Here is a 4,270-nt window from a genome sequence, read left to right as displayed (position 1 = left end):
AAAATTTTAACAAACTGAATTAAAAAAAGAAGTATCTCCCTAATATTAGGGAGATACTTCTTTTTTTAGAAATTTATATGCAATTCAACTGGACAATGGTCTGATCCCATCACTTCACTATTAATTTTCGCTTCTGTTATTTGGTCTTTCATTCTTTCCGAAACAACAAAATAATCTAAACGCCATCCGATATTTTCACCTTTGTAATCTTGCTCTTACATTTATGAATACATACATACGCACTTTATTCAGGTTATACTAATTTCAGAGGTGATGTTCTTTGCACAATGAAGGAGTTATATTAACAAATGAGTATTGGCAAGCAATTATTCATAACGATTCTTCCTATGATAGCAAATTCTTTTATGCTGTGAAATCAACTGGAATTTTTTGCAGGCCATCATGCAAATCAAGAATACCGAATAGAAACAATGTACGAATTTTTCATCATGCAGAGCAAGCATTAAGCGAAAACTTTCGCCCGTGCAAACGTTGTAAGCCAAATGGGATCACTTTACCTAATGAAGAGTGGGTAGAACAAATTAAAGACTATATCGAAAAGCATTATGACAAATCCTTAACTCTCGACATGCTTGCGGAAATGTGTCACGGTAGCCCTTTTCATTTACAGCGTACTTTCAAAAGAATAATAGGGCTAACTCCTATAGAATATATACAACAATTCAGGGTTCTTAAAGCAACCAAATACCTTTTACACACAAATCAATCTATTAAAGAAATTAGTACTGCTGTCGGGATAGAAAACCCAGAGTATTTCGCAACTTTATTTAAAAAGAAAACCGGATTTACTCCTACTGAATATCGAAAAAAGAACGAAATGAAAGAGGGATACGATAATGAATTCCTACAAAAATAATTATATATATTGGACGCTACTTACACATAAAAATTGGCGATTTCATATTGCTGCAACTGAAAATGGACTATGTTTCATTGGATCACAAGACGAAAACTTTGAAGAATTAAATATATGGGCTAGAAAAAAACTGCCCCAACATATATTGATTCATAGTCCAGATTACTTGCAAATATATACGCAAGAAGTTATCGAGTATTTAGAAAATAAGCGAGAAACTTTTACATTTCCTATCGATGCTTATGGAACTAATTTTCAATTATCTGTTTGGAATACGGTACGTGAAATTCCTTATGGAAAGACATATTCTTATACAGAAATTGCTGAAAGAATTCAAAAACCTAAAGCTGTGCGCGCCGTTGCTTCTGCTATTGCTGCTAACCCTCTCCTTATTACTATTCCTTGTCACCGTGTTATTGGGAAGAATGGGAAACTAACCGGATTTAGGGGTGGATTAGAAATGAAGAAAAAATTGCTTACATTAGAAAAGTTACAGGTGGAATTCATATGACAGCAGAATATAATAGCGCATTATCTATAGTAGTTCCAAAAGAATTTTGTTTCCAAGAAAATTTACGTTATCTATCACGTTCTAACAATGAATGTATGTTTCATATTGAAGATAACAAAATTTATAAAGTTATCCCTGTTCAAGATGTAAATCCTTTAGTTGAAATTAGTGTGAATACAGATGGCAATATTCAAATACGTTGTTTAGAAGAATCATATACATCTGAAAAATCGATACGTGAAACTGTAGCTAACTATGTAAAAGAATGGTTTGATTTAACTACTGATTTAGCTCCCTTTTATACATTAGCTAAACATGATTTACTCCTTCAAGGACCAATTGAACAATATTATGGCCTTCGTACTTTAGGTATTCCAGACTTATTTGAGGCACTTTCCTGGGGAATTATCGGTCAACAAATTAACTTAACATATGCTTATACGCTAAAAAGAAGATTAGTTGAGCAATTTGGCAGTTATGTAGAATGGGACGGTAGAAAGCATTGGATATTCCCATTACCTGAAACAATTGCAAATCTACATGTAGAAGATCTCCAACAATTAAAAATGACGACTAGAAAATGTGAATATTTAATCGGTATTGCGAAGCTTATTACAGAGAGAAAACTATCAAAAGAGGATTTACTGCAAACACAAGATGTAAAGGTTGCTGAGAAACAATTAACCGCTATCCATGGTATAGGACCATGGACTGCCAACTATGTTTTAATGCGTTGTTTAAGATTTCCTTCAGCTTTTCCAATTGATGATGTTGGTCTGCATAATGCAATTAAATTTATAACAGGCTCCGAAAATAAACCGACTAAAAATGAAATAAAAGATTTCGCGGCAAACTGGGCTAATTGGGAGTCTTATGCGACTTTTTATTTGTGGCGAGTACTATATTAAAAGAACCAAGTAGCACATTCGTACTACTTGGTTCTTTTTTAAGCTTGCTCCTCAAAACGTCTTGCAATTTCCACAATAACTTGAACAGCTTTTTCCATAGTATCTACCGAAACATACTCAAATTTACCGTGATAGTTTTCACCACCAGTGAAAATATTCGGCGTCGGTAATCCCATATATGATAATTGTGATCCATCTGTGCCTCCACGAATCGGATGAATATTTGGTTCAATGTCTAAACTTTTCATTGCTTCATATGCAATATCAACAATTTCTCTTACCGGTTCAATTTTTTCAAGCATGTTATAGTATTGATCATTCATTTCTAAAACGACTGCATCTTCGCCATATTTTTCTTGCATAGTCTTCACAATATTTTTAACGTTATTTTTACGTGCCTCGAAATTTTCACGATCAAAGTCTCGAATAATATAATACGCTTTACTTTGCTCAACATCACCATTTAAAGAAAGTAAATGATAGAATCCCTCATAGCCTTCTGTATATTCTGGCGCCTCTTCTACTGGTAAATACCCGTTAAACTCCATAGCTAGTTTAGTAGCATTGCGCATTTTATTTTTCGCTGTTCCAGGATGTGTATTCGTTCCGTTAAACGTTAACTTAGCACCTGCAGCATTAAAACTTTCATACTCTAAACCACCTAATGGACCTCCATCCATCGTATAAGCGAATGATGCACCAAACGCTTCTACATCAAAATGCGCTGGCCCACGACCAATTTCTTCATCCGGTGTAAATGCTACTCTTATTTTCCCGTGCTTAATTTGCGGATTATGTATTAAATGGTTCATTGCAACCATAATTTCTGTAAGACCAGCTTTATCATCTGCTCCTAGAAGTGTTGTACCATCAGTTGTAATAATGGTATGTCCTTTATATGATGGTAATTCCGGGAACTGCTCTGGTGTTAACACAACATTTAGCTCTTCATTTAACGTAATTGCATTACCATCAAAATTTTCATGAATTTGTGGTTTGACGTTTTTCCCTGTAAAGTCTGTTGCCGTATCTAAGTGGGCTAAAAATCCGATTACAGGAACATCCTTGTCCGTATTAGCTGGAAGTGTTGCCATTACATAGCCATTATCATCCATCGTTACTTCTGTTAAACCAATTTCTTTTAGCTCTTCCACTAATAACTTACCAAACTCAATTTGTCCTGGTGTTGTTGGTACTGTATGGCTTTCTTCATTTGATTGCGTATCAATTTTTACATATCTCGTAAATCTTTCAATAAGTTCTTGTTTCAAGTTCATTCACTCCCTTTTATGTTTCTCCCTCCATTATAATCCTTAAAACGAAATATTTTAACTTTTTTGACTGTGAAGATGTATATTTCATTTACATTGTTAACACTTTTACATACTTTACATAACAAAAAGAAAATTAGTGAACATATTTAAAGTACAGCTTAATACAAATAAATTCACCCTATTTACGACTCTCATCGCAAATAGGGTGTTTCTGTTTTTATCTCGCAATTTAAGAATATATACTACTCATTTACAATAAAAGTATATACATCATCATAAATACAGCCATTTACTTTAATCACATACTTCCCAGGTTTATTAAAACTAATTGTGTATTTATTTAACTGAATTGCTTCTTTATCTCCAGAAAGAATATCAATACTTCTGCCACTTAATACATACAATTCATTTAGATTCATCGTTACATCAATTGTATTGAAATTTTCCACTCTCACTTGCTGTGCTTCCGCAACGCTTACACTTGGTTCTAAAAACAGTAGTCCACTTAATCCAATCGTCCCCGCTAAAGCAACTCCCGCAAACTTTTTAATCTGTTTCATTACAATGACCTCCTTATAGATTTTGTGTAAAGGCAATGTCCCCCTTACACCACAAAGCCTATATGTAATGAAATGAAAAGTAAACGGGGACTGTAAGACAAAATTCTACATCTTTTTCTCCTATTGAATATAAATCCAAC

The 4,270-nt window shown here is 33.7% G+C and carries 5 protein-coding genes and 1 pseudogene; 3 read left to right on the top strand and 3 right to left on the bottom strand.

All coding sequences use genetic code 11. The annotated features are described in order from the left end of the window. Positions 1-65: 65 nt before the first annotated feature. Positions 66-203: pseudogene (locus tag ACQGSG_RS27045) on the bottom strand (exodeoxyribonuclease III); the annotation flags it as partial. 77 nt (positions 204-280) lie between these two features. Here ACQGSG_RS27045 and ACQGSG_RS27040 point away from each other — a divergent pair. Genes ACQGSG_RS27040 through ACQGSG_RS27030 form a run of 3 tightly spaced genes read left to right on the top strand, consistent with a single transcriptional unit; the run spans position 281 to position 2,296 of the window. Then, positions 281-877 carry a bifunctional transcriptional activator/DNA repair enzyme AdaA gene (locus ACQGSG_RS27040; protein WP_325843033.1) on the top strand — a complete coding sequence of 199 codons (597 nt, stop codon included), beginning with the start codon at positions 281-283 and terminating at the stop codon, positions 875-877. Further along, on the top strand, positions 858-1,388 hold the full coding sequence (locus ACQGSG_RS27035; protein ID WP_001089839.1) for a methylated-DNA--[protein]-cysteine S-methyltransferase: 531 nt from the start codon (positions 858-860) through the stop codon (positions 1,386-1,388). Before ACQGSG_RS27040 ends, ACQGSG_RS27035 begins: the two co-directional genes overlap by 20 nt. Next, a complete protein-coding gene (locus ACQGSG_RS27030; protein WP_000123511.1) occupies positions 1,385-2,296 on the top strand; it encodes a DNA glycosylase in 912 nt (303 codons plus the stop codon). The genes ACQGSG_RS27035 and ACQGSG_RS27030 overlap by 4 nt, the downstream gene beginning before the upstream one ends. 38 nt (positions 2,297-2,334) lie before the next feature. On the opposite strand, the gene pepT is transcribed toward ACQGSG_RS27030, so the two are convergent. Then, positions 2,335-3,567: a peptidase T gene (gene pepT, locus ACQGSG_RS27025; protein WP_000807014.1), complete on the bottom strand. Its 1,233-nt coding sequence runs from the start codon at positions 3,565-3,567 to the stop codon at positions 2,335-2,337. Between the two features lie 245 nt (positions 3,568-3,812). Next, entirely contained in the window at positions 3,813-4,130 is a 318-nt protein-coding gene (locus ACQGSG_RS27020; protein WP_000809497.1) for a hypothetical protein, read from the bottom strand. Positions 4,131-4,270: the final 140 nt, after the last annotated feature.

The sequence above is a fragment of the Bacillus sp. GMa5/1 genome, assembly GCF_050172015.1.
GTDB classification, from domain to species: Bacteria; Bacillota; Bacilli; order Bacillales; family Bacillaceae_G; genus Bacillus_A; species Bacillus_A cereus.
The sequence above is the reverse complement of the archived record's forward strand: the minus strand, read 5'-3'. Positions and strand labels throughout refer to the sequence as shown.